The 24324-nt window shown below is 33.3% G+C and carries 17 protein-coding genes and 1 riboswitch; of the genes, 8 read left to right on the forward strand and 9 right to left on the reverse strand.

The window, feature by feature from the left end:
* Positions 1-65 precede the first annotated feature (65 nt).
* Positions 66-497: a hypothetical protein gene (locus B7R65_RS04630; protein WP_088041580.1), complete on the reverse strand. Its 432-nt coding sequence runs from the start codon at positions 495-497 to the stop codon at positions 66-68.
* Between the two features lie 255 nt (positions 498-752).
* On the opposite strand from B7R65_RS04630, the gene B7R65_RS04635 reads away from it, so the two are divergent.
* The 3 genes from B7R65_RS04635 (at position 753) to B7R65_RS04645 (ending at position 3904) form a co-directional block, all read left to right on the forward strand.
* A complete protein-coding gene (locus B7R65_RS04635) occupies positions 753-2912 on the forward strand; it encodes an LTA synthase family protein (RefSeq protein WP_088041581.1) in 2160 nt (719 codons plus the stop codon).
* A 137-nt stretch (positions 2913-3049) separates the two neighbouring features.
* A complete protein-coding gene (locus B7R65_RS04640; protein ID WP_088041582.1) occupies positions 3050-3457 on the forward strand; it encodes a hypothetical protein in 408 nt (135 codons plus the stop codon).
* A 258-nt stretch (positions 3458-3715) separates the two neighbouring features.
* A complete protein-coding gene (locus B7R65_RS04645; RefSeq protein WP_088041583.1) occupies positions 3716-3904 on the forward strand; it encodes a hypothetical protein in 189 nt (62 codons plus the stop codon).
* Positions 3905-4358: 454 nt separating this feature from the next.
* On the opposite strand, the gene B7R65_RS04650 is transcribed toward B7R65_RS04645, so the two are convergent.
* The 6 genes from B7R65_RS04650 to B7R65_RS04675 all read right to left on the reverse strand — a co-directional run bounded on the left by B7R65_RS04650 (position 4359) and on the right by B7R65_RS04675 (position 17182).
* The gene (locus tag B7R65_RS04650; RefSeq protein ID WP_088041584.1) at positions 4359-5009 is read right to left on the reverse strand and encodes a 2OG-Fe(II) oxygenase; all 651 of its coding nucleotides are present in this window, start codon (positions 5007-5009) and stop codon (positions 4359-4361) included.
* Positions 5010-5352: 343 nt separating this feature from the next.
* Positions 5353-6786 carry a flavin monoamine oxidase family protein gene (locus B7R65_RS04655; RefSeq protein WP_088041889.1) on the reverse strand — a complete coding sequence of 478 codons (1434 nt, stop codon included), beginning with the start codon at positions 6784-6786 and terminating at the stop codon, positions 5353-5355.
* Positions 6787-7014: 228 nt separating this feature from the next.
* Entirely contained in the window at positions 7015-7566 is a 552-nt protein-coding gene (locus tag B7R65_RS04660; protein ID WP_088041585.1) for a YARHG domain-containing protein, read from the reverse strand.
* Between the two features lie 677 nt (positions 7567-8243).
* Positions 8244-9845 (reverse strand): PQQ-binding-like beta-propeller repeat protein, encoded by a 1602-nt coding sequence (locus tag B7R65_RS04665; protein ID WP_088041586.1) that lies wholly within the window; start codon positions 9843-9845, stop codon positions 8244-8246.
* Between the two features lie 243 nt (positions 9846-10088).
* Entirely contained in the window at positions 10089-14447 is a 4359-nt protein-coding gene (locus tag B7R65_RS04670; RefSeq protein WP_088041587.1) for a glycosyl hydrolase family 28-related protein, read from the reverse strand.
* Between the two features lie 293 nt (positions 14448-14740).
* Positions 14741-17182, reverse strand: a complete 2442-nt coding sequence (locus tag B7R65_RS04675; RefSeq protein ID WP_256941155.1) for a hypothetical protein — start codon at positions 17180-17182, stop codon at positions 14741-14743.
* Positions 17183-17681: 499 nt separating this feature from the next.
* Between B7R65_RS04675 and secA2 the strand changes: the two genes are divergently transcribed.
* Positions 17682-20063 (forward strand): accessory Sec system translocase SecA2, encoded by a 2382-nt coding sequence (gene secA2 / locus B7R65_RS04680; RefSeq protein WP_088041588.1) that lies wholly within the window; start codon positions 17682-17684, stop codon positions 20061-20063.
* Entirely contained in the window at positions 20047-20952 is a 906-nt protein-coding gene (locus B7R65_RS04685; RefSeq protein ID WP_088041589.1) for an accessory Sec system S-layer assembly protein, read from the forward strand. The genes secA2 and B7R65_RS04685 overlap by 17 nt, the downstream gene beginning before the upstream one ends.
* Positions 20953-20999: 47 nt before the next feature.
* Here the strand turns inward: B7R65_RS04685 and B7R65_RS04690 are convergent, their stop codons facing one another.
* Positions 21000-21536, reverse strand: coding sequence for a competence protein ComK (locus tag B7R65_RS04690; protein ID WP_088041590.1), 537 nt, complete (start codon positions 21534-21536; stop codon positions 21000-21002).
* A 313-nt stretch (positions 21537-21849) separates the two neighbouring features.
* Here B7R65_RS04690 and B7R65_RS04695 point away from each other — a divergent pair, with 313 nt between their 5' ends.
* Positions 21850-22365: a sigma-70 family RNA polymerase sigma factor gene (locus B7R65_RS04695; protein WP_088041591.1), complete on the forward strand. Its 516-nt coding sequence runs from the start codon at positions 21850-21852 to the stop codon at positions 22363-22365.
* Between the two features lie 60 nt (positions 22366-22425).
* Here the strand turns inward: B7R65_RS04695 and B7R65_RS04700 are convergent, their stop codons facing one another.
* Positions 22426-22875 (reverse strand): chemotaxis protein CheX, encoded by a 450-nt coding sequence (locus tag B7R65_RS04700; protein WP_088041592.1) that lies wholly within the window; start codon positions 22873-22875, stop codon positions 22426-22428.
* 388 nt (positions 22876-23263) lie between these two features.
* Positions 23264-23403: riboswitch (cyclic di-GMP riboswitch) on the forward strand.
* 34 nt (positions 23404-23437) lie between these two features.
* Between B7R65_RS04700 and B7R65_RS21225 the strand changes: the two genes are divergently transcribed.
* Both B7R65_RS21225 and B7R65_RS04705 read left to right on the forward strand, forming a co-directional pair.
* Positions 23438-23575 (forward strand): anti-repressor SinI family protein, encoded by a 138-nt coding sequence (locus tag B7R65_RS21225; protein WP_179194770.1) that lies wholly within the window; start codon positions 23438-23440, stop codon positions 23573-23575.
* 62 nt (positions 23576-23637) lie between these two features.
* On the forward strand, positions 23638-23958 hold the full coding sequence (locus B7R65_RS04705; RefSeq protein WP_088041593.1) for a helix-turn-helix domain-containing protein: 321 nt from the start codon (positions 23638-23640) through the stop codon (positions 23956-23958).
* Positions 23959-24324: the final 366 nt, after the last annotated feature.

The raw sequence follows: 24324 nt of genomic DNA on the forward strand, positions 1-24324 counted from the left end.
AAGGGATATGAGTCTATTCATATCCCTTTTTGTTTGGCTAATTTTCTATGAATCTATTATTCTTTTTACTGGTTACTTGTCCAACTTACCCAAACATTTGAACTAGAACCTGAGATTTTGTCATAATCGGCTGGATTATTTAGATTTAACTTTCTTCCATTTTGAGAAAATGAAATAACTGTTTTTTGATTTCCTACGCTTAAACCTGCTGTAATACCTCTTTCAGCTAATGTTTCATCTGGATTGGCACTTGCTGTAATAATCGGAGCGACTGCTTCTGTTATGATTTCTAGTTGGCCTTTATGATTAATGTATGCAGTAATGATACCGACGCTATGATGTGTTTCGTTTGCATGGAGATATATGCCTTTTGGATCAAAACGGATGACTCCGCCTCTTTGTTTTATTTGGCTTTGAGGGACTTGTGATGAAAGGAAACTAAAGCTGCTATATCCTGAAACTTTCTCTGTTACATAAAATACTGAAGTGATTGCCATAAAACTTATACCAACTAACTTCACGCTCTTACTAATTTTGCGAAAATCTATCATTTCTATCGAAAACCTTTCAGTATATAGAAAATTTTACCAACTAAAGTGTAACATAAGTCTTTCAAATCTTTCAATAATATTAAGAATCGTTTGTTAATTGTTAACAATTTCATTCAATTATGGTTAATCTTTCGCCCTAAATGTTACTAATACTAATAGAAACAAAATTCATCGAATTCACTTACATTTGGTATAATATCAATGTTAGCAATCTTATATAAAGAGAAAAAATCAACTACTATCTTGGATGATAAAAATATGGGGGAAATAATGAAGGACGATCATTTTAGAATACATTTTAAAATACTATTTGCGTTTCTTGTACCATTCATTACATTACTATTTATTGAAAGTATTTATAGAGAACATGTTTTGTTAGTTTTCGAGTGGATAAAGGAGTACCCATTACTCTTCACTTTTGAATATTTAATTTTAATTGTAAGCATGAATTGCTTCTATTTTTTAAAGCAGAGATATTATTTAATTGTACAAATGCTATTATTTCTAGTACTTTGTCTCTTTGCACTAGCGAGTCTAGTTAAAACACAAAAAAGAGGAGAACCTATTGTCCCGAGTGATTTTTTACTCCGAAATGAGGCATTAGACATCTCACAATATATTTCTGTTGATGGACTCTTTTTCACAATTGGTATACTTGCTTTTGTTATGATTATCGGAATTGTTATTAGCTTTTTACTTAAAAGTAGAAAAGAAAATACGAAGATGAATTTGTTTACTTCCATTCTTTCTCTTTTAATGGCATGTTGGCTTATTGGTGGAGTTCCATACAATCTGTATTCATATTTTAAAATTGAATCGATCGGTTGGAGTCAAAAAGTAAACTCAATGACAAATGGTAGTGTCCTTGGTTTTGTGCTTAACAACATCAATTCATCAATTAAGAAACCAGCAAATTATTCTCAAGTTAAGATTCAATCTATACTTGAGTCGAATGAAACTGCTGCTAAAAGCGAAAGCACACAAACAAAGCCAAACATACTATTTATCCAAAGTGAAGCATTTTTTGACCCTACTGTTTTTGGGCCGAATTCGTTTAAAAAAGACCCTTTAGCGTTTTATCACTCTTTACAAAAAGAGAGTACAACTGGACATTTGATTTCACCAGTATATGGCGGTGGAACGATCAATACAGAGTTAGAAATTCAAACAGGTCTTTCAACTGATTTTATTCCATCAGTCTCGTTAGGATTTCAAAACTATATTGATAAGCCCGTGAATTCTGGTGCACGAATGGTGCGTGATCAAGGATATACAGCGACTAGTATTCACACGTATCATTCTTGGTTTTATCACCGTGATGAACTTTATAAAAAGTTAGGATTTAATTCATTCCAAACGATGAATACATTTACAAAGGCTAAATTATCCGATACAACTAAGTTCATTTCTGATGTTGAAATAAGTAACCGTATTGTTCAGACATTGAAAGAAACACCTACACCTGATTATATTTATTCGGTTACAATGGAAAACCATGGTCCGTATGATAAACCGAAAAAACAATTTAACGATTATGGGACAACTCTAGATTTAAACGAGAGCAATAAAAAGATTCTAAATACGTATGCCCATAATTTAGTAAACGTTGATCATGCACTTAAAATGCTAATTGAATCATTGAAACAATTAGATGAACCAACTATTTTAGTATTTTATGGAGATCATCTACCTATGCTTGGCGATGAGATGAGTGTCTATTTAGATGCAAACTATATTAAAAATCCTGAAACTAAAAAGGATTATATAAAAATGCATAATGTCCCATTGCTAGTTTGGAGTAATTATTTACCTAAACAACCGGATATTACTTTAAGTAGTAATTTCTTAACGCCATATGTGTTTCAATTAGCAAATGTCAAAATGAATACTAATTTTTCGTATTTAGCTAATTCACTATCTAAAGGTGAATCCATCATGCTTCCATCTAAATTCCAAGATCAAACTAAGGAATCGAAGAAATTTAGTAAAGACTATGAGCTTTTACAATATGACGTGTTAAAAGGTAACCAGTATAGTTATAAAAATGATCATATCGTTAAAAATTCATCTTACTTTTTAGGGAATCCGAATTACACTATAAGTAACATTTCTCCTGAAATACTTCAAAAAGGAGACGATAAACAATTAATAACGATTCAAGGTAAAGGCTTCTCCTACTTAACACAAGTAAAGGTAAATAACGAAGTAGTAGCTTTATCAAAACGTTCACCAACAAAGCTTCAATTCTTTTTACCTAAAGACCTAATTGATCAATCTACAGAATTAACCGTTAATGTTTTTATGAAGGATTCTTTAAAGAATATAGAGAATGATCAGAAGCTTAAGGTTACGATAAAGTAATATATAAAATAAAACACCGTAATTCATGTTACGGTGTTTTTCTTATACGTATTGTAAGCGCATACGCTAAATCGTATAATATACATATCTAGTAATCTATACATATAAACATTTAAACTAAAAACGGAGGTCAGTTCATGTTAAAACAACTACATTTCTTTTTATCAACATCTAGTTTTGCAACTCAGATGCCAGGTTTTAGGACAAGAACAACTTGGAAGCAATTCGCTGCGATGATCGGTTACCCAATCCTTATGGTTCTTATTTATGTCTATATGAGGTACCAAATGGATCTAACCTCTACCGCTAAAGATGTTATTTTTTTAGGTCTTAATAATTTCGTAGTTGTTTTATGTATGATTATTCTTCCGTTTATTTTAATTACGAATGTAAGGGATATTCGTAAAAAATTACCTTTGTTCAATTCAGGGCGCCAAATACTTGGCATTATACTTACAGTATTTCTATTATTTTCAATTATGGGTATTGGGACAACTTCTATTAGTAAACTTTACTCGGATGCTTTTAGTGAGAAGCTTAAATAAAACTTTGAGTTTTATAAATTTCCGCTTCGGGATGCTGTTGATTGAAAGGAAAGTTCTTTACTGAAAGTAACATTTTTATGAATAAATTTTGTAGACCTCTAATGCTAAATTGCAGCATTAGAGGTTTTTTTGGTAAATAGTCTTTTTCAACTATATGACAGTTTAGTTTAACAAGAGAAATGACTCATTTATAACGGGCAGTTTGTACAATCGCTCCTTCATTTCGAGCATATATTTGATATAAAGGAGTGAATGTTAATGAAAAAGCGAAACTGTAAATGCTCTTGTGGAAATGAGGTGACAAAGGTAGAAATGCAACGAGTACAACGAATACTTAGTAAGCTAGATGAAGACGATATTGAAGAAATATCGCCTGGTGATTGTTTTAGGCAAGGAAATTTAATTTGTTGTCGTGTGGATGGTCGAACAATTTGTATTGAGGAATAATCAGTGTTTTATTGCCTAGTCAAGGATGAAGGTATGAAGGGCTGTAACCATATAAATCTTTAATTAATGCAAGGTACGAGCATTATTTGCAATAGAAAAGAAGGTCGCTTCTTCAACTTTCGCATGCGTTAGTTCAATATCAAAACAGGCTACTATCGTAGCTTTTATTTATTCCACTAAAATTTCCCCTAGAGAAATTGGTCATTTAAGACATTGATTATTTTTAAAAAAAATACATTTTTCATTTAACTTTCCTGCCATATAATGCAAAAAAAGACCGCCGAAGCAGTCTATGATTCTTTATGTTGTATATATGTAGTTGTAGTAAAAGCAATAGTACAACTACATTTTTTTTAAATTAGATATGTTTTTGGGGCGATTTTTTCACATTTCTACTCATAGTTCCTCTAAATAGGACATGGGTGAAAAGATAAGTTTATCATCATTCGATCCGTTACTTTGTTCTTTGCCTTCTCATCCACTGTGTCGCGACCCATTTTTCACCAACGCTAACTGGTGCACCAGCATGCAAGGTTAACTTGTTTAAGTTTTCATCTTCGTAGAAATATTCGAAATAGACTGCTGTTCCTTTTTGTGGTGTTACTGAAAGCTTCAGCTGAGGAAAAACCGTTTCCCCACCTTGTTCCACATCATTTAAATAGATCACGATTGTACTAATTCGGTTATTCTTCGCTGCTTGACTAGTCGGTAAAAAGTAATCAGTGTGCGCTTTGTATTCTTGGCCAGGTAAGTATTGTAGAACTTGAAGTCCATCCCCATGCTCAACAGGCACGTTCATGATTTTTGTAATCCTCTTTTCGATGGTCGCAATAAGGTCATTTTCATTGTTCGCAAAAAACATCCCACTGCTTGTTCGAATCGCGTCTACTTCCCGAGTTGAACCAATTTTTGAGCGCTTCATGCGGTCTTTTGACAATTGAATCAATTCATCACATTCAGCATCACTTAGTACGTTCCCTAGCAGCACAACTAGAGGTTCTTCGTACTTTGCAAGAATTCGGATGTTCCGACCTTCTGCTTGAAACGTATTCCCATTCTGTTGAAAAATCGTTTGTTCGGTTAATCCATTCACGGTCACGATCATCAACCCCTAAAGTATTTAATTTTCAGAAAATAGTTTCTATTACCAGTATATCAGATAAATTCCTCAGCACTCGATAGATTGTACTTCTTTTTCCATATCGCGAACGTTTCTTCTATAAACTAGACATGTAACTAAGCGTAGCAGAGAGGATGACAATCCATCCATGTACCACAGATTCTTTTCTGTGAAAGTTAAAGAATTTATCAAATTTAGATTTAATAAGCTAATTTAAAGCCCTTTTCTTATTAAACTATTCTTCTAGATGGCACAAAAAAAGACTGCCAACGCAGCCCAACCGTACTCAACTAACAGAATCGTAGTTCAATATGAATATATATAAAACTTATAAATTATTAACTTCATTAGCAGTACGGATTCCTGCTTCTATTGCCCCTTGTATCCATCCAGGTGTAGATGATGCGTGAGAACCCCCAAAATGAATTCTACCTTCTGGTGTCCCAATATACGGGCCAAGTTCTCTTTGTTGATTTGGTTTAAACATAATAAATGCGCCGCCTGCAAATGTAAATTGCGTCCAACTATGCGAATATCCTACTAAAAATTCTTTATAAACAATATCGCCAAAAATAATTGATAGATTAGATAATGCCATATTAATACGCTCATTATTTTCCATATGATCCCAAATAGTCGCATCGTCTTCCCATGTGTAGCTCGCCAATAAAACCCCTGTCTCATAGCCTAAATCATGACTAGGAAAATATGAAAACTTTATAGGTAAATCAGTTGTTAATTTCCCACCAAACAAACCTAACTTCTCCCAAAATTTTGTTCTGAACTGTAGAGCAATTTTAGTTGAATCAGCATAATGCAATTCTCTAATCACTTTCCATTTATTATAAGAAATAGACTCGTACGGCAAAACATCTACAAAGTTAAATAAAGAAAAAGGAATCGTGGAAATAACATAATCACATTCATATTGATTTTGTTTTGTAAGTATCTCATTTTCTGTATGGATTGTTACCTTGGAATCTCCTTGTATAATTTTTTTTACCCTTTCATTCAGTATAATATTCTCCCTCATTTGTGGTAAAAATGCTCTTACAAGGTAGTCGGTTCCTCCTGTAATTTCATAAAGTTTCAGATTTGGTGTTAAGAGTACAACAATTTCTCGTAGTATTGCCGTGAATGCAAGCTCTGGAAAACCTTCTATTCCCACAATTGTCTTGATCATATCAACTGCCCCTATAGATAAAGAAGCACCAACGGGATTATATTTCAAAAAATTTTCCATTGAGTATTGATCATACTTATCAATAATAATATCCCAGTTTTTTAATGGATCTTGATTTATAAAGTCAATCACTGGACCAATTGCAGATGTAAGTAGTTCTGTTGCAGTTTTTCCTTTTTCATTTGGAGCAACAGGATATTTTAATATATCTGGATTTGAATCATAACTTTTTTGATTAGTTAAAACATTATTAATGTAAATTAAATCATTAGGAGTGCTATTTATAAATTCGTTTACTTGTAATTTAAATTTATTAATTAATGCGAATGTTAACTGATGTAAAGTAGGGATACGCATAGCACCAAGGTCAATATATTGGTAATCAAGAAACGGTTCTCTTCTTGTGTAAATCCGTCCCCCTATTCTATTATTTGCTTCTATAATAGTAACCTGATGTCCCGCTTCTTTTAAAAGTGACGCAGAAACTAAACCTGATATTCCACCACCTATAATTGTGACACGCTTTGGTGTACTCGTTTTTGATAATCCATTTTGAATGATGTGAATCATTTGATCCATTGTAAGGACTACTTGTACCAAAGGAATTCCACCTTCTCTTGTATAAAAATAACTTTCTATACACATTATTCAATTGCAAGATGAAGTAGAATTTTAACTAAGGTTTAATTCTAAATGATATTATCTAAGATCAATGCTCGCATTCCGTTTCAATCATTTTCTATAGTTTGATAAAACAAGATTAAAAAAGCAAAGTTCATTTATAGTGAACTTTGCTTTTTTACTAACTTAATTCATTGAATCTTCTCTTGCTTTAATTAGGCTCAAATTATATTTTTCAAATTCATTTAAAGTACCTTGATATGTAGGATCTTGGCTGTACCATGATTTTGTAGCAAAATAATTATTTAAATCGGCGGACTTAAAAACGAAACCATGTCTCGCATAGATTTCATTCCTCGCTATACGCAAATCGCTCGGTGTCAGTCTTTCTATATCTCCATTCGTTAAATTCTTAAGATTGCTATCTGGTAATATAAAATCTGTTGAATTAGTCGCTTCTTCTGTATCCTCTGTTCCACTAGTTGTAGTTTGTTCAGCTGGTTTTTCTGTTACTTCTACTTTGTTTTCATCTTTTTTTACTTCTTTGACTGCTTTAGTAGCAACACTTTTTGTATGTTTCTCTCCACCATTAGTAATTTTCGGATAAACATAAAAAATGGCTGTTGTTCCCAATATAATTACTCCTGCTATTGGAATTAATATTGTTAAGAGTTGTTTTATTTTACTGTTATTAAACTTTCGTTTATCTATACGACTTTCAACTTTTTTATAGGCCAAACTTTTTCACTCCTCTGATAATTAATAAAATATGTCAGTTTATACTATTATCTAATTTATTATTTTAAATCCTGTAATTTTAACTGAAGTTTAATATGTTATTAATACAATTGAAATGACTTTTAAACAAAGATATTTTGCCGTAGTAAATGTATTTTTTATTTTACAAATAAAGTATTATCTAAATTTACACTACAGGATGCTCGCTTTCCGTGGGGCGGGGGGTGAGCCTCCTCGGTGCAGTTGCGCCTGCGGGGTCTCTCCTTCCCACTACTCCCATAGGAGTCTCGCACCTTCCGTTTCAATCATTTTCTTAGTTTAAAGTTTAATTTTATAAGACCTTTATCAAAAGCTCATCATTCCTTTTGAGACTTTTTTCAAATCTTATTTCTAGTAAACATGGAAATTTGTAGATCTCTGCTCCAGGATGTTCGCTTTCCGTGGGGCGGGTGGTGAGCCTCCTCGGCGCATTTGCGCCTGTTGGGTCTCACCTTCCCGCTACTCTCACAGGGGTCTCGCTCCTTCCGCTCCAATCGTTTTCAGATTTTCGGTTGATTTAACAAAATCTAAAAAAATAAAGCATTCTATTAGAAGGTTACATGAAAATACCCAGTTGTAATAAATACATGAGAAAGGCAGAGAGCCACTTTTTGGCCCCCTGCCTTTTCTACGATATCTTATTGTAACTTAACACTTGTGTATACTCCGCCTCTAGTTCCAACAATTATTTGTTGACCAATTATAATTGGTGATGCTTCAATATTTGCTCCTAAGTTAATTTTATTAACTATTTTACCTTTAGCATTTATTAAATAAAGATTACCAACCGAATCACCCTGAATGAAATATGCTTTATGGTTTTGTGTATAAACAGCGACAGTCGATGACCATGCATAATTTGATAATTGTAGTCGCCATTTTTCTTTTCCCGTAGCTGTGTCAAAGCTAATTAGTAATCCACCATTCATTGTTTTATATCTTGAGATGTTATAAATGACTTGTCCTTTTAATGGACCAGTTCCAAGAATTGGAGTAGCTAGTACTCCTCCATTTACAGGATGATCACCTTTAACCGAAAAGCCTGGGATTTTCTTCTCCCAAATCACTTTACCAGTTTTGCCATTTAATTTCTGTATTCGAGCATAGCCTTTTGTACCTTGTTTATCTATTTCAGAACCTGTGTATAGATATGGCATTCCATTTGAATCTTCAATAACGATTGAGGCATCTGTGTCATCATAAGCATTATTAGCCCAAATCAATTTTTTCTTAATTATATCCAGCGCTTGGATGCCGCCTCCGTTATCAGAAAAATAAGCCATGTTCTTATATACCGCTAATGAGTTTTCAATGCCCTGATACGAATTATTCTTTTGCTTATATCGATATTTAGAAATGATAGGAGCTATTTTAATCTTCTTTGATTTTGGGTTGTATTTAGTATTTAATTTTATGAAATAGACAAGCCCATTTTCTCCTCCAATTAACATTGAATCATCTTCACGATTAATAAGGGCTGAACTATCAAAAGCACCCCAACCTCGGAAAGAGAACGAATCAATTCCAGGGATAAATGCCAATAATGATTGGTCTATTAAACTATAAATACGTAAACCTATTTTTCCAGTTTGAGGTATTCCTTGTCCAACATAAAGAAGTGGATAGCCACGTGGATCAAGCGCTACGCTCCCTTTAATGGAATTCTTAATATTAATTGGATTCCTAGTTTTCTTACCAGTTGCTAAATCTAAAAAATAAATTCTGCCATCTAATGAACCGTAAACCACCTCTTTCAAATTTGGCTTTGATTTAAATTGAGGATACAAATTCATTATTTGTTGCTCTTGCTTCTTCCACTCAATCACACTTGGTTGACCAGTCCAACCTGAGCCACCACCCCATCTTGGTAAAGAAGACGTATGAAAAGTCCAGCTCCTTACTAATTTCTCCTTTGAAATGACTGGAGATCCCATCACAGCATTATTTCGAAAAGGTCCACCTCGAAAACTCAAAATACCATTTACAGTTTGATATTGCTGTGGGAAAGGCTTTGTAAAAATCTTTGCATTATTACTAAAATTATATGAGACGTTTTTACTGCTAGGTAGTGGGTTTAATTGTAGAGGCATCCATTTATCTTGTAGGTTAGTTGCTGCATTTACTTCATTATTATGTAACCAAGAAAATTTTTTACTTTTATTTTGATTTATTGTTGATAAATTAAAAAGACTAATTAGTAGAATGATAGCTACACAGATTATTTTTATTTTTTTATTCAAGTAGATTTACCTCCTTTTTATGGTTAATAGATTGAAACTATTAAAATTATATATAATACTAGGTGCATATTTTGTATATTTTTGTTACTAAATCAAAAAAAATGATATTCTATACCCATTTTAGATTACACTGTAACGCAAAGAAGATGAGTCCTGGAAAACACAGAAATCATCTTCTTTGTTTGGCTTTAACCTTTATCAAATACCCTTAACTTAAGGTGAAATTTCTTTCCTTTTTACTATTTACCTATTACTCCAAATAGTAAAGGGAATCGGTGGTGTAGGTGTATATCCATCTGCAACAACTGTTACACCTGTTGTTTTATCAGAAAAAATTTGAATTGGTTCTCCTAAAACTCCAGTACCAGTTAATGTGAAGTGAGCTTCACTTGCTTCGTTTTGATCAACATTCACACCATACCACCTATTACTACTCGTATTTAAATTATGAGCTGTTACAGTCGAACTATTTACAATTAATCCGGCAGCTTCATTCCCTATAGAACTCACATTGTTTAATGATACATCCGATGAGCTAACAATATTTATACCACTTCCATAATCAATACCATTTCCAGAACCAGTCATAGTAATATTTTTCGCACCAGTTACAGTGAAGTTTTCCAATTTCACTTTGTTACTACCGCTAACAACAGTGATAAGCGCTGCATGGCCTTTTGATCCTGTATCGTTAGTCCACGCCGTATTACCTTTTGTGATGACCGTTGAATCACCTGCTCCTATAATACTAATTTCTTTATTGATTCGAATCTGGCTATTTAATTTGTATGTTCCTTCGCCAATACGTACTTCGTCACCTTGTACTGCCGCACTTACTGCCGTTTCAAGATTTGTATAATATCTAGTCGAGTTTGCATGCGTTAAAGCTACGACATTTTTTAATGATTTATTGTTCCATATTGTTGAAGGTGAATCTTCTAGTTTGTATGTGTTGTATCTGTTTGCATCAACTTGAACATTTCCGACCGTACCAGTAATGATTTGAATATCTTCACCGATTACACCATTTCCAGTCAGTGTGAAACTAGCATCAACACTATCTTTTTTCTCTACGTTGACACCATACCATTTATTTTCACTTGTATTTAAATTCTCAGCAGTTACTTTTGAACTGTTAACAATTAATCCGGCTGCATCATTTTTTGTTGATGTCACGTTTTTCAATGTAACATTTGATGAACTAACTATATTAATACCACTACCATAATCTGTTCCACTACCTGGTGGTGTCATGCTGATATTTTTTGCTCCAGTTACTTTAAGATTCTCAATGTGAACTTCATTATCGCCACTTAGTACTGTAATTAAAGCTGCATAGCCTTTTGATCCCGTTGCATTAGTCCAATCTGCATCACTTTTTGTGATGATTGTATTTTCTCCTGAACCTATAATACTAATTTCTTTCGTAATACGTATTTGGCTATTTAATTTGTACGTTCCTTCACCAATCGAAACTAAATCTCCATCATCCGCTGCTTGTACTGCCGCTTGAAGATTTGTATAATATTTAGTCGAGTTTGCATGCGTTAAAGCTACAACATTTTTTAACGCTTTATTACTCCAAATTGTTTTTGTAGAATTCTCTAATTTATAAACATCGTAATAAGGAGCAGTTACATGGACATTTTCTGATGAATCAGAGATAATTTGAACGTCTTCCTCGAGTACATTATGTCCAGTCAACGAGAAGTAAGCATCTGTGCTATCCTTCTGATCGACGTTAACTCCATACCAACTATTACCACTCGTTTTTAGTCCTGACGCTGTTACCGTCGAGCTATTCACAATTAATCCTGCAGCATCATTGTCAGTTGAAGTTACATTGTTTAATGTAACGTTTGATGAACTGACTACATTGATCCCACTACCATAATCAGTTCCACTGTCTGGAGATGTCATTGTGATATTTTTTGCTCCAGTTACTTTTAGATTTTCTAAATTTACAGCATTATTACCACTATTAACTGTAATTAATGATGCATAGCCTTTTGAACCTGTAGCATTCGACCAATCTGAATTACCTTTTGTAATAACAGTTGAATCGCCTTTACCAATTAAATTAAGCTTTTTATCAATTCTTAATTGGGAATCAAGTGCATATGTTCCAGCTGCTAAATAGATTGAATCACCATCTTTTGCGTTTGCAACTGCTGATGTTAATTCACTAGCATTTGAGACAAATTTAGCTCCTGCTGGATATTCATTTTTATAACTAACTGTTGGTACTTGCCATTTAGTTGTATAAGCTTCTCCAAATGTGCGAGATTGAATAATTAAATGTGACGGAGCTGTTTCTGTGAAACCTTCATCTGTATCTATAGTATATTCGTTAACAAGAGTACCATTAATGTATTGTGATAACTTCCCACCATTATAAGTCATTGTTAATGTGTAAATACCTGTTTCAGTTGATACACCTGTTAAAGCGACCCATGCACCAGTTGTACTATTCCATGCTTCCCAGCCTTTTTGCTTCGAATGAGAATCATATTTATATTGTAGAATAGCCCAATCTACTACATTGTTTTGTGTAGCGGCGTCTCCATTGATACCATCTACTTGAACCCACATTGACGTTCTTACGCCTTTACCAGCATTTAATTCAGTAGTTAGATCAATCTTAGATTCTACTTTCCATTTATCAGTTAAACCTACATTCGTATGGGCACCTTTACCTTGCCAGTCATACCAATTATTTGCATTTTGTTGGTCCGTAGTCGAGTTTGTAATCCATCCATTATTCGAGATTACCCAACTATCAGGGGCAGTACGATCTATTTCCCACGACCCAAGTGTTGCATTACTATCATAAGCCGATACCCATACAACCTGTTTATTTGAATAAGTAACAAAACCCGCCTTCTCAATCGTTAATTCGTTTTTCTTAGTTGATTCGACCAATGGTACAGTTACACTATTTGTCCCTTGAACAGTTTTTTGTGGTAGAAGTTCACCATTCCATTTAATTGTTGCATCAGCTACATTACTGTTAAAAGAAACAGTTCTTTCATTTAATACAACAACTGCACTTAAAGTTATAGGTGATACGATTACACCACCGCCACCAGAAGTACCACCAGGAATTCTGTTTAAGTTTTCTCCATTCTCTTTATTAACTTGAGCTAATTGATTTGGATCTTTTAACAAGCCTCTATTTTGAATATTATCAACTTTTGTGTCTTTACCAAGAGTAACTTTCCCTTTATTACTACCACTTGCCGTCAAAGTCGTCACATTTGGCACATTTACAAGTACATTTGAATTTGTATTTAGATTTAACTCTTCAATCTTGCTAGATCCATCAATTGTAAGATCAGTATTACTATTTACTTGCAAATAGTTAATTGGAGTATTAATTGTAAGATTAGGTACGTTTCCATTTATTATTAATTGGCCAATATCATCCAAACTATTAATCTCAAATTCTTTCGTTACGACCATTTTTTCTATATTTGTATCATTACCAACTGAAAGGTTACCACCTAATGAATCTGCATTAATTGTTTGAATGACTCCATTAATATTCAATTCAACTGAAGTACCATTAGCAGTTATACGAAGTGTAGAGATTGACCCGTTTCCACTTAATTGAACGGAACCACCATTGCTAACGTTAACTGTTCCAATATTTCCATTCAAAGAAACTTCATCTGCTCCATTTTGTAAATTAACATTTGAGATCGTTGAAGTATTTCCATTTTGAACTGTAGAATTTCCAGCTAGAGAAAGATCAGTAATTGTTGTATTTCCAACTGTTTGAACTGTCGTATCATTCGATTTAATTTCAATCTTACTTAATTTAGAACCATCAAACACTAGGACTAATTTTGCTGAAGTAGTTTGTTGTGTAGTAGTAGCAGTTGGAAGGAATGATGTAGGCACGACATAAGATAATGATTTATAAAAAGCTTGTCCTAGAGATTTCTTTCCACCATCAGCATTATTTGAAGATGCAGTTTTAACTACATCCGAGCTTGATACGAGTGTTTTTCCTTTAACTGTCACTTTACTTGTATAGAAAGCATGTTTCACTTTGCTCGTAAGCTCTAAATCTTTTGTTGCCGTAATATTTTTAAGCGTTATGTAGTCGGCATTTACTTTAATCTTTCCATTAATAACAGCGCCTTTACCATCTAAAACACTATTATTTTTAAATATTTTATCGTCTGATTTAGAGGCTTTACCCGGTGAATTAATTTCTAAGTACATTAACTGTTTGATCACTTTATTGCTATCATATGTAAATTGAATTTTCGCACTTTTTAAAGCATTACTATTTGAAAAGAAACCATTCAATGATTTATCATACTTAAATATTTTCTTACCGAGTACTACTGAACCTTTTGAAATTTTCGTGATTGTTTCAATGGCCGAAGTTGTAACCTTCGAGGAAGCTGCGTTCACTTTAACAGAAGAAACTGAAACACTATCCTTGCTATTAGTTTTAGAAGTTGTTTGTAATAGATTACTAGCAGCCTCTACGCTCAAAGTATTTAGTGGTAGATTAACAACTAATGATGATGCCACTAAAACTGAGCTAACGGTCATTTTAACATACTTTTTACCTATCTTTTCATCCAAAACAAAACATCTCCTCTAACTATATAATCATTTCATATTTAAAAAAAACATGACTATTATAGTATACAGTAGACAAAGTTTGGTATAAAATCATAATTTTCTTACTTTTCTTACAAATTACGACAAAAATACCTCTTAATTTATTTTAATATAAAAAAACTCAAAAGTCTCAGTGTTCGAAAACATTCAAACTTTCATGCTATAAAATTTATATTTAGTATTTTGTAAAACAAAAAAAGCCTGCGTGTATACGCAGGCTTTTTTTAATAATATATTTTAATCTATCGACTAAATTATTGAGTTACAGTAATGTTAGCTGGAATTGAAACTTTGTTTCCAGAAGCATCTACAAGATCAAGTGTAGATAATGCTTTTAAAGATAGACCTTTTGATAATTTAGTAGCATCTACATTAGCGATTGTAAATTCAACAGTTGTTACACCAGTTGTACCAACGTTAGAATCAACGCTCTCCACCACTGCTTGTGATAATCCACCAACTAACACTTCAAAGTCAAGACCTAATTTATCAGCTTGTGATACAGCTTCAGAGAAAGTAATTGTAACTTTGTTTGTTGCAGTTAATCTAGCAGAAGTTACTGCTGGAGCAACGTTTTCAGTTAAAGATAATGTATTAGTAAAGTATGTGTTCATTACTTTAGTAGAACCTAAAGCTTTGATTCCTGAAATATTGATGTTACGAGTACCAGTAAATCCATTTGAACCAGCCTTTAAGTTAAGAACTGCAACTTGAGTTCCACCAACAGCAGCTGGATTTAATGTTACTGACTCAACGATAGCACCGTCAATTTTATAGTTAGCAACATTCGTTGCTGTAGCTCCATCAACAGCTCTGTCGAAAGTTACTACTACTTTGTTGTTGTCAGTTCCACGAGCTACACTGTTTACATTTAAAACGTCAACGTTAGCAGGAACGCCATCTTTTCCACGAGTAAATGTTACTTTAGTTCCTTCAGCATCTACTGCAGCGGCACTAGCAACACCAGCAAATGTTAAGTCAAGTGTGTAAGCTGCACCTTCAACATCAGTTCCAACTCCACCTAATAATGTAGCTAATTCTACACGAACAACTTTTTTATTGTTAGCATCTTTATATGCAACAGGAGTTGCAGCAAAAGCAGCAGTATTTGTAACAAAGTCTTTAACGAATGAACCAGCACCAGCAACTGTCGGAGTTGCTCCTAAAAGTACATCTTTATCAAATGTTACTTCAAGATATTGCTTGTTATTGTTTGCATCTGCAACTACAGCACTTGATACTACTTTTGGAGCTGCAGTTTCTTTAACAAAAGTAACAACTCGAGTAAGATCAGTTCCTACTTCACCACTTAAATCAGTAATTGAAGAAACTGCAATTGTAGCAGCGCCATCAAGTACTGCAGTAGTTGTTACATTATATTTAGTCGGGTCAGTAGAATCTTTAACGATACTTGCAGCTGCAGTTCCATTAATTGTTACAACTGGGTTAGAAATTAATTCTTCAGAGAATTTAACTGCAAAAGTTTTAGCACCTGTTTGAGTGATTGAAGATACTGTTGGAACAGCACCATCTTTAGCACCTTTTACAAATGAAGCAGTTGCAGGGTTTGGAGTTAATAAGTTACCAGCTTGGTCTTGAGCTCCGATAAATGTAGCAATTACTTCTTTACCAGCAGCAACATCAGAACCAACTGTGAAAGTTACCGATTTTGCTCCAGCTACGAAATCATTAGAAATTCCTGTTCCACCAGCTACAACTACAGTGCCATCTGCTAATTTATAGCTAACTGCACCTAAAGATTTAATTGGCTCTGAGAAGTTAACTGTAAATGAACCAGCAGAATTTTTTACAGTAGATAAAATTGCAGGAGCAACTGTATCTGAAGCAAATGTTACAACATCATTATATTTAGTAGCAGTTTTACCGTCTTTAGCAACTACTCCATCAACTACTACATCATATCTCTTAGAAAGAGGATTTGCAGAAGTTACTGTTAAAGTTTTTCCATCTGAGCTAAGTGTTCCAGTAAGAGCACCAGAAACTACTCCATCAATTGTTGTAAATGTTACAGTTGCTTTAAACGCGCCACTTGTACCATTTGTAAATACTGATGCTGGATCAACAGCTTTGTTGAATTTCACTTCTACTTGAGTAGCGTTAATTGCAGTTATGCTAGCAACTTTAGGAACTGCTAATTCTTCAATTTTCTTTAATACTTCTGCTTTAAGATCAGTAGCTTGTTTAATTAAGTCAGCTTTTACAGAAGCAGTTTTAATTTTGTTAACTAAAACCATTCCATCAGCGAACATTTTTTCTACGTCTTCTACTTTAGTGTCAGCAGTAACAACGTATGCTTTTGCAGCTTCTAAAGCAGCTTTTGCAGTAGCGATGTTTTTAGCTTCTGTTTCAGCAACTACGATAACTGTTTTGTAGTATTTGTTGATTGCAGCTGATTTTGTAGTTACTTTTTTAGTTAAAGAAGCTTTTAATTTAGCGTCTTTTTTGCTTGTTAATTTAGCGATAGCTTTTTGAGCTGCTACTTTAACTTTAGCAGAGTTTGAAACGTCCGCTCTTGTTTTTACTGATAATTTGTAATAAGCGTCTACTGCTTTAGTTGCAGCTTGAGCTGGTGTTACAGTTTTTGTTGCAGCAGCTACTGGAGCCACCGCAGATGCTACCATTGCAGCTGTAAGCGCAGTAGTAACGATTTTTTTGTTGTTTTTGTTAAATGCCATTCTAGTGTTCCTCCCTGTGATCTTATGTAGTATTTTACTAGAATAAAAGATGCATTCTCCTACTCTAGGTATTAACTCAAACCGTAGGTCAATATCTCTACTGCCTACTATCAAATTTACAAATTTTGTATAAATTTGACATAATTTACTAAATGGTTAACAACGCTAGTATACAACAACTGAATCGAAATTTGTATAAAAAATTTTAAATATTAATAATAATTTTTAATTACAAAGTTTTCAGTAATGTTACAGACAGTTTGCTGTACACATAATACATCGTCATTAATAGTCATATTTGTAGTCTTTTTTTAAACTTTTTTATTAAATTCTAAAAGATAAGACAAATCTCCTACTTTTGTCGAAAAGTATATGTGAAAACAGTTCCGATTTTCATTCTTTTCTATTAATTCTAACTTTTACTAGTTCGAGAAGAGCATAAGTTATGGTACATTAATAGAATAGAAACGATAGATTACCATCTTAGGAGGGAACACCCTTGATCCAGTCATTGCAAAAAATAATTGGCAATCGAAAATTAAAAGAATATGAAAAGTTAGTTTCGGAGATAAACGCCCTAGAATCTTTCTATGAAAAGCAATCAGATGAAGCTTTAAAAGAATTTACTTATACATGGAAGCAAAAAATTACTAATAATGAAGTAACAGTAGATGAACTAAGAGTAGAAGCTTTTGCATTAGTACGTGAAGCCTCAAAACGTGTACTTGGCATGAGACATTATGATGTACAGTTAATTGGTGGACTTACACTATTTGACGGAAATATTGCTGAAATGCCAACTGGTGAAGGAAAAACATTAGTTTCTTCATTACCAGCGTATACACGTGCACTTGAAGGAAAAGGTGTGCATATCATAACAGTTAATGACTATTTGGCTCGTCGTGACTCAGAGCAAATTGGTCAAATTCATGAATTTTTAGGACTAACTGTTGGTTTAAATATTCCTGACCATTCTATAGAAGAAAAAAAATCTGCATACAACGCTGACATAACATATGGAATCGGAACAGAATTTGGTTTTGACTATTTACGAGATAATATGGTTGATGCAGGTGAAGATCAAGTTCAACGTCCATTTCACTACTCAATCATTGATGAAATTGATTCAGTTTTAATTGATGAAGCAAAAACACCATTAATTATCGCAGGTAAAAAATCAGCACAATCACATTTATATTTACTATGTGCTAGATTTATTCGTACTTTTAAAAAAGAAGTGGATTTTTTATATGATGAAGAATCAAAAGCAATTGCTTTAACAGAGGAAGGAATTACAAAAGTAGAAAGAGCTTTTACGATTGATAATTTATATGATCTTGAGCATGCAACTCTTTTCCACTTTGTTCACAACGCTTTACGTGCTGAAGTATTATTCCAACGTGATGTTGATTACATTGTGCATGAAGGAGAAATTCAATTAATAGACTTATTTACAGGGCGTATTATGGAAGGTCGTTCTTTAAGTAATGGCTTGCATCAAGCAATTGAAGCAAAAGAGGGACTAAAATCAACTGAAGAAAATCATACAGTAGCTTCTGTAACGATTCAAAACTATTTCCGTATGTATCCAATTCTTTCTGGAATGACTGGAACAGGTAAAACGGAGGAAAAAGAATTTTTACAAGTTTATAATATGGAAGTTATTCAAGTTCCAACAAATAAACCGGTTATTCGTATTGATCATGAAGATATTATCTTTGAAAAAACTTCTCAAAAACTTCAGGCTGTTTTAGAGGATGTAAAGCTTCGCCATGAAAAAGGACAACCAATTCTAATTGGAACAACTTCAATCCGTCAGTCTGAAATTATAGCTGATTTACTAGAAAAGGCTGACATTGAATTCCAATTATTAAATGCTAAGCATGTTGAAAAAGAAGCAGAAATGATCGCTTTAGCTGGTCAAAAAGGTATGATTACCATTTCAACCAATATGGCTGGACGTGGTACAGATATTTTATTAGGTGAAGGAGTTCCTGAATTAGGTGGTTTACATGTAATCGGAACAGAGCGTCATGAAAGTGAACGAATTGATCTTCAATTAAGAGGACGTGCAGGGCGACAAGGGGATCCTGGTTCAACTCAATTCTATTTATCACTTGAGGATGAGTTATTTGTACGCTATAACCCAGATAAACTTGAGAAGTTAATGAAGAATTTACAAGTAAATCAATCTGGTAGAGTGTTAAATCATAATATCCAAGAGTTTGTCACAACTACACAACGTTTATGTGAAGGAAATCAATTTACAATTCGTGAATGGCAATTGAAATTAGACGGCGTTGCAAATGAACATCGTCGAGTAATGTATGAATTCCGAAACAACTTATTAGTTAACGAAATTGATGTAGATTGGTTAATTAAACAAGTGGACGACACAATTGCAAAAGCACTTACTTTATACTATCCAGAAAACAGTGTACCTGAAGACTGGAACCAACTTGAAGGAAAAACTGCTCTTGAACAGTTAATTCCACCATTACGTATAGATGAAGAGTATTTTAATGATGAGCAAGATGTATGGCGTGTCGTAAACGAAGCATTATCAGTTTATAAAGAATTGCTTCTAGCAATGGATGAAGAGAAAAAAGCTGAACTGATCACGATAATGAAATTGACTTCACTTGGAGTAGTAGATTTATATTGGACAGAGCATATCGAGCATTTACAACATTTAATAGAAGGAATTCACTTGCGTCAATATCAACAAGAAGATCCAATTCGTTTATATGAATTTGATGGTTTCACGTTATTTGAACACACTTTCTATACAATACAACGAGAAATTACATCAAATCTTGCTGCTTTATTTCAAGAAATTACTTGTCCAACGGAGGTAGAAGAACATGTTTTCATCGATTAAGCGTTTTTTACAAAAGGGTAAAGATTCTACTGTTTCATCGAATGATTTATTACAACAAGCTTCTACTGAAGAAACTGTACAAACTGAAGAAGTGGAAGTAAAAGAAGTTTATCCAAAAATCTCTTTCCATCCATTAATGCATATTGAGGATGAAAGTCGCTATGTTTACCAATTTTTAAATAATGAGTTACCACCTTTACTGCCTAACCAATTATCTTTATCAGCAATTGATATTGAAGTGGATGAAGAAGGGGCAATGGTAACTGCATTTGTTCGAAACAGCTTAGAAAAATCAGTTCTCTTAGAAGATGTAGTTCTTCTATTAATAAGTGAAGAAAGAGAACTATTGGCTAGAAAAGAGTTTAGCCTAGAAGATCTTGGAGAATTACCAGCATGCAGTAGTCGCCCATGGCGTTTTTACTTCGAGCGTGAGTTCTTAACAAAAGAGGAATTACCTGCAACTGGATTCCAATTAGCATTTGATTTATCTAAAAATGAACATAAATTAGATTTAAATCCGGAATGGGAAGAACAGCTTACAGAGGAACAAAAAGAAGAATTACGTAAGCTAGTTAGTACGTTACCTAAACTTGGACCGAATGAAATTAGTTTACATGCTGTATCAGCTAGATCACGTGATGATGGAAACTTATCAGCAACACTACTAATTAGAAATGGATCAAAACAAGCTGTAAATCTTGAGCAATTACCGCTTGAAGTGATCGACGAAAATGGAGAACTAATTGCTAGAGGTTCCTTTACATTACCTCCATTAACGATACACCCAAATACAAGCAAACCTTGGACATTCATTTTTCCGGAAAGTCTTGTTGAAAATCCAACATTTAATCGTTTTAGCGTTAGAGTTCCAAATCAAGAAATTATGTAAACCAAAGAAGCTAGGGACAAATTGTTCCCTAGCTTCTTTCTTTTATTTCAACCTATATTTTTCTTCAAATACTCCACCATAAATTCTTTCAATTGTATTAGCTTCTCTTCTTCTGTTTTTACTTTATATTCAGCTGTTTGACTTAGGTAAATGCCAAGTAATTTCGTTGCCTTACTCATTTGGCGATCGAATATGTAATAAGAAACAGGCACTTCAATTTCAGCTCCATTTCTGAAGTGTACTTTTGTCACTTCATTCATTTTTCGATAGTGCTTAATTTGAATAAAGTTTAGCCATTTACATGAACTGCCATTTGGAGATGTAGTGGGAATCATGAGTATTGACAATGCGGTATTGATCATAAGTGGAATCTTTTTCATATTTGGATAGCTGTTTTTCACAATTTCAAGATGCCCTTTTATTGAATGGTTATTAGCAAGAGCAGAACCTTTAATTAAGGTTCTAGCTGGTCGTGTTGAATAAACAACACCATTTGTATCAGTAATTTTTGTTAAATATTCTGGGTGGCTTGCGGTTTCTAGCATCATTGTTTCATATGAGATGACATAATCTAATTTTGACATAGGTACCTCCCTAATGATATTTCTACACCTTAAATTATATCAAAACCAATTTAACTTATTTTTGACAATTATATGACCAGGCCTGCTTACCTTACGAAAAACATTTTAATTACTCAAATATTGTTCTTATTTTTGAATTTCACCTAACTATAAAGTTAGTAAACATGAATTATGATGCTTAAAATTTAAAGTTTAATTATTTCTTCCATTCTATTTATAACCTTTATAAAAGTGCAGTACTCGATTTGATTTCGTATAGTTACCTCACCGCGGAATATAAGTAGATGGCGCGCCACTATGAAGGGCGAAACTGATGCAACGAAATCAAAATAAAGATAACATTTTTTCTGGAGAAATAAAGCCAGCAACATTTGAAGACTGCCTTAAACAGTACGAACGGATGATTAAATCCATTATGAAAAAACTAGGGATTTTTAAAATGCATGAAGAGTATTACCAAATAGGCCAAATCGCTTTATGGGTTGCTTACGAAAAACATCAAAGTGAAAAAGGAAGCTTTTCAAATTATGCATTTTTAACTGTTAGAGGACATTTACTTAATGAGTTATCAAAAGAAAGTAAATACGAAGATCGATTTGTTGTTGTGGATCAACAGAAAGAAGAAAAGTATTATACAGACGAAGCATGTTTATTTGAAGATTTTATAAGTCATCTTGATGGCATATCACCTATTCAACAAAAAATCCTTATTGAGCGTTTCTATTTAAATAAGTCGTTTTCCGAAATTGCTACAAAGTTTAATATGCAAGAGCCTAGTATTCGCTCAAGTTATCGCTACGCGTTAAAAAGATTAAGAAATAAACTGTAAAAAAAATGATAGAGTAATCAACGGTATAATTGATTACTCTATTGCTTACTAACTATGTATTTATGCTACTGAAATAACTAGAGACATTTCTCCTGCACCTTCAAAATTTAACGCTAGTTCAATAGGTGCTTTAATATTATGCAAAGTTGTGTTGCCTTCAAAAACGGTTGGAGGTGTAATATCCATTTCAATTCCTTGTTCTGATGCAAAAGTAGTTAAGTTTCCAGCTATCATATTTCCTAATTCACCAGTAAAAGATATTAAAATTTCATTTTCAACAGGCATTCCAAACATTGCTTGAGCAAGCTGACTAAAGGTAGATGATGGTCCTTTTAATACTGTTTGACCTTTGCAACTTCCCGTCATCCCAACAAGAACACCTAAATGTCCTTCTACAATATTTCCTTTAAGTATTTTCGGTTCACCTAAAGTAAAGTTTAGCGGAATAACAGTTTTAATAGATTGAATTGCACTATTTAGTAATTTAGTAATAATCAATGAATCACTCATCTATCTCTCTCCTTTTAGTAGGACTATTATCTTATTTTCCCAGGCTTCTCATTCATACTTTTTATATCGGCACTTTCCTTAAAATTAACAATATAAAAAATAGTCAAAATTATTTTTTTCGATTTCAAGTACTTATTTCCTATTACCTTAACTCTATTATCGCTTAATTCGAGTATCTTTTTAACTAGTGTCGAAAACTTATTTTCTGAATATTTTTAATCTTATTACAAAAATAACAAAAAACCCTTTATTTATCACTAGATTATAATCAAATTGAAATGTTTTTAATTTAATTAATTTTAATAGACAATTACAAATTACAACAAACTATGAATCTATTTCAGTATATACTAATTACTAAGAACAGATTTTATCCATACAATTACCCTCCAGAAAAAGGCAAACCAGTTGAAAGATTGGGACGCAAAGCCACTGATCTTCCGTTCGTTACGATGAATAATAGAAGAGTTTATACATCTTCATCTTTATTTTCATACAGTACTGAACAAAGATAGCAGGGTTACCTGGTATCATATACCTAATTTTTGGGAGGTTACTATCCATGCAAGCAGAGTTAAAAGAATACAATCTTGAAATGAGTTGGACAGATTTATTGTTAGAATGTATTGATGCAGGGATTACTCCTGAGGAAGTTCGTTCTTTTCTTTACAATTACATTAAAGATCCATGTCAAATCTAGAAGTATAACTTCTCGTTATGATATACTTTTTGTAATAGTTCAAAAAAGATATGGAGTAGCCTATGATCGGAGAACGCATAAAAAAACTACGTTTACAACATGGAATGTCTTTAACAGAGCTTGCTGAACGTGCAGGCATAGCAAAATCCTATATAAGCTCAATTGAGCGCAATCTACAAAGCAATCCATCAATTCAGGTGCTTGAAAAAATTGCAGGGGTTTTTAATACAACAGCTGAAAACCTTCTAAAAGAAGACCTTAATCCAGAGAAAATGATTGACTCTGAGTGGATGAATATTCTTCAGGAAGCGATTAATTCGGGGATTCCTAAAGAAGAATTAATCAGGTTTATTGAATTTAATAAGTATAAACAAGGAAAATAACCCTTGAAATTAAGTCATTAGCCACTTAATTTCAAGGGTTTTTGAATTGTTTCTTAAAGATTTTTTATAAGAATATCGTTACTATTGAAATTGATTGGAACGGAAGGTGCGAGACTCCTGTGGGAGTAGCGGGAAGGTGAGACCCCTCAAGGCGCATTTCCGCTGAGGAGGCTCACCGCCCGCCCCACTAAAAAGCGAGCATCCTGTAGTGGAAATTAGATAGTTTCCTGTTGAATAGATTAAAAAAGAAAACAGACTCGATTAAAAATGAAGGGACGTCTCTTAATTCGATGTTCGACTTAGAGACGCCCCTTCATTTTATGATGGTTTACTATTTCATGATTATCAACTGTAATCATTTTTAAA

The organism is Bacillus sp. EAC (assembly GCF_002156875.1).
GTDB lineage: Bacteria > Bacillota > Bacilli > Bacillales > Bacillaceae_G > Gottfriedia.

Excerpts from the sequence above, each read along its gene's own strand:
- B7R65_RS04675 (WP_256941155.1), bottom strand. The coding sequence starts at position 17,182 with ATGGCATTTAACAAAAACAACAAAAAAATCGTTACTACTGCGCTTACA.
- B7R65_RS04630 (WP_088041580.1), bottom strand. The coding sequence starts at position 497 with ATGGCAATCACTTCAGTATTTTATGTAACAGAGAAAGTTTCAGGATAT.
- B7R65_RS04690 (WP_088041590.1), bottom strand. The coding sequence starts at position 21,536 with ATGTCAAAATTAGATTATGTCATCTCATATGAAACAATGATGCTAGAA.
- B7R65_RS04695 (WP_088041591.1), top strand. The coding sequence starts at position 21,850 with ATGCAACGAAATCAAAATAAAGATAACATTTTTTCTGGAGAAATAAAG.
- B7R65_RS04650 (WP_088041584.1), bottom strand. The coding sequence starts at position 5,009 with ATGATCGTGACCGTGAATGGATTAACCGAACAAACGATTTTTCAACAG.
- B7R65_RS04640 (WP_088041582.1), top strand. The coding sequence starts at position 3,050 with ATGTTAAAACAACTACATTTCTTTTTATCAACATCTAGTTTTGCAACT.
- B7R65_RS21225 (WP_179194770.1), top strand. The coding sequence starts at position 23,438 with ATGCAAGCAGAGTTAAAAGAATACAATCTTGAAATGAGTTGGACAGAT.
- B7R65_RS04645 (WP_088041583.1), top strand. The coding sequence starts at position 3,716 with ATGAAAAAGCGAAACTGTAAATGCTCTTGTGGAAATGAGGTGACAAAG.
- B7R65_RS04705 (WP_088041593.1), top strand. The coding sequence starts at position 23,638 with ATGATCGGAGAACGCATAAAAAAACTACGTTTACAACATGGAATGTCT.
- B7R65_RS04655 (WP_088041889.1), bottom strand. The coding sequence starts at position 6,786 with ATGGATCAAATGATTCACATCATTCAAAATGGATTATCAAAAACGAGT.
- B7R65_RS04635 (WP_088041581.1), top strand. The coding sequence starts at position 753 with ATGTTAGCAATCTTATATAAAGAGAAAAAATCAACTACTATCTTGGAT.
- B7R65_RS04685 (WP_088041589.1), top strand. The coding sequence starts at position 20,047 with ATGTTTTCATCGATTAAGCGTTTTTTACAAAAGGGTAAAGATTCTACT.
- B7R65_RS04700 (WP_088041592.1), bottom strand. The coding sequence starts at position 22,875 with ATGAGTGATTCATTGATTATTACTAAATTACTAAATAGTGCAATTCAA.